Below are 2,515 nucleotides of genomic sequence, written 5' to 3' on the forward strand. Positions count from 1 at the left end.
GGTCCGTAGCCGGGCGGCGGTCCGTAGCCGGGCGGTGGGGGTTGGGTCGCGGGCGGCGGCACGTACGGCAGGTCCGGCGGTTGCTCGCTCACGAGCCGCTCCGGTTCACCAGCAGCAGCAGCGCCGACCGCGCGCTCATCGGCACGTGGCTGCCGCCGGCCACCGGCTTTGTGCGCGGGTAGGGCACCCCGCCGACGTAGCGGGTGTCGACCACGACCGTGTAGGTGTCGGCCCACGGGCGGTCGGGCACGGCGAACAGCCCGTCCTCGTCGCCGGCGTGCAGCAGCAGCAGGAACGACTCGTCGATGATCATCCGGCCGCGCCGGTCACGGTGGCGCAGCCCGCGGCCGTCCAGGTACATCCCGATGGTGCGCAGGCCGGCGTCGTACCAGTCGTCGTCCTGCATCTCGCGGCCGTCCGGATGGAACCAGGCGAGGTCCTTGCAGCCGTCACCCCCCGGCACCGGGCGTCCGGCGAAGAAGGCGGGCTGCCGCAGCACCGGGTGGTCGCGGCGCAGCTGCAACAGCCGTTGAGCCAGCTGCAGCATGTCCTGCGACTCGGGTGATTCGGTCCAGTCGATCCACGAGATCTCGTTGTCCTGCACGTAGGCGTTGTTGTTGCCGCCCTGCGTGCGCCACCGCTCGTCGCCGGCCACGAGCATCGGGGCGCCGGTCGACAGCAGCAGCGTCGTCATCAGGTTGCGCGCCTGCCGCAACCGCAGCGTGCGCACCTTGGCCGGCGCCGGCTCGCCCTCGATCCCACCGTTGTACGAGCGGTTGTCGTCGGTGCCGTCGCGGTTGTCCTCGCCGTTGGCCTCGTTGTGCTTCTGCTCGTAGCTCACCAGGTCGCGCAGGGTGAACCCGTCGTGTGCCGTGACGAAATTGATCGACGCGATGGGCAGGCGCCCGTCGTCGCCGTACAGGTCCGACGAGCCGGTCAGCCGGTAGGCGAGGTCGCGCACACCGTCCGGCGCCCCGTGCGCCCAGAACGACCGCACCGTGTCGCGGTACTTGCCGTTCCACTCCGTCCACAGCGGCGGGAACTCGCCCACCTGGTAGCCGCCGTCGCCGACGTCCCACGGTTCGGCGATGAGCTTGGCCTGCGAGATCACCGGGTCCTGGTGGATGGTGTCGAAGAAGGACGAGAGCTTGTCGACGTCGTGCAGCGACCGCGCGAGCGCGGCGGCGAGGTCGAAGCGGAACCCGTCCACGTGCATCTCGGTGATCCAGTACCGCAGCGAGTCGGTGATCAGCTGCAGCGGGAACGGCCGGCGCGGGTCGAAGGTGTTGCCGCAGCCGGTGTAGTCGACGTAGCGAGAGCGGTCCTGCGGCGCGAGCCGGTAGTACGAGCCGTTGTCGATGCCGCGGAACGACAGCACCGGGCCGTCCGGCGGCCCCTCGGCGGTGTGGTTGTAGACGACGTCCAGGATCACCTCGATGCCGGCCGCGTGCAGCGACCGCACCATCGCCTTGAACTCGCGCACCTGGTTGCCGCGCTGCGACGCGTACGCCTCGTGCGGGGCGAAGAAGCCGAGGCTGTTGTAGCCCCAGTAGTTCCGCATGCCGCGGCGCTGCAGCGAGGGCTCGCTGACGAAGTGGTGGATCGGCAGCAGTTCCACTGCCGTCACCCCGAGCGAGCGCAGGTGCTCGATCGCCGCCGGGTGGCCGAGGCCCGCGTAGGTGCCCTGCAGGTCGAGCGGGATGCCGGGGTGCTGCCGCGTGAAGCCCTTGACGTGCAGCTCGTAGATCACCGTGTCGTCCCACGACACGTTCGGCCGGTGGTCGTCGCCCCAGGGGAACGCGTCGTGGATGATCACGCAACGCGGCACGTACGGCGCCGAGTCGGCCGGGCTCGACGCCTGGACGGCGGGGTGGTCGACGAAGTCGCCCTCGATCGCGCGGGCGTACGGGTCCACCAGCAGCTGGTTCGGGTTGTGGAACAACCCCTGGGACGGGTCGTACGGGCCGTCGACGCGGAAGCCGTAGCGCTGCCCGGGCTGCAAGGCGGGGATGTAGCCGTGCCAGACGTGGTAGGTGTGGTCGGTGAGCCGCACCTGCGTCTCTGCGCCGTCGGCGTCGAAGAGGCAGACGCTGACCGACGTGGCCGTCGTCGACCAGAGGGCGAAGTTGACGCCCTCGCCGTCCCAGTGCGCGCCGAGGGGGAAGGGAGCTCCGGGCCACGCCTGCACCGCTCGGACACTAGTCGACCGCCTCGCTGCGGGACGCGTCACAGCAGCGCCCGGACGTTTCTCAGCCACTGCCTGGTTTCGTCAAAGCAGACGGACGGATTCGCGGGGAAGGGTGGAGCCATGACCACACCGGAGAGTCCCCGCCCGTTCGGGTCGCCGGCCCCGCACGGCCCCTCGGGCACACCGAGCACACCGAGCGCATCGGGCGCACCGAACGCCCCGGCCGGCCACGAGCCGGACCCGTACTCGTACCACTCGCCCTACTGGGTGCCGCCGCAGCCCTACGGCCGCTACGGCGAGCCCTTCCACCCGCAGGGTCTGCCGCCC

General features: G+C 71.0%; 1 protein-coding gene and 1 pseudogene. One reads left to right on the forward strand and one right to left on the reverse strand.

Annotated features, from left to right (window positions below; genetic code table 11):
- Positions 1-88 precede the first annotated feature (88 nt).
- Positions 89-2,188 carry a glycogen debranching protein GlgX gene (gene glgX / locus ACTHMS_RS02645; protein ID WP_440305127.1) on the reverse strand — a complete coding sequence of 700 codons (2,100 nt, stop codon included), beginning with the start codon at positions 2,186-2,188 and terminating at the stop codon, positions 89-91.
- A gap of 120 nt (positions 2,189-2,308) precedes the next feature.
- Here glgX and ACTHMS_RS02650 point away from each other — a divergent pair.
- A pseudogene (locus tag ACTHMS_RS02650) lies at positions 2,309-2,515 on the forward strand (hypothetical protein); the annotation flags it as partial.

Origin of the sequence: Jatrophihabitans sp., assembly GCF_051960575.1 — a bacterium.
GTDB lineage: Bacteria > Actinomycetota > Actinomycetes > Mycobacteriales > Jatrophihabitantaceae > JBQCEE01.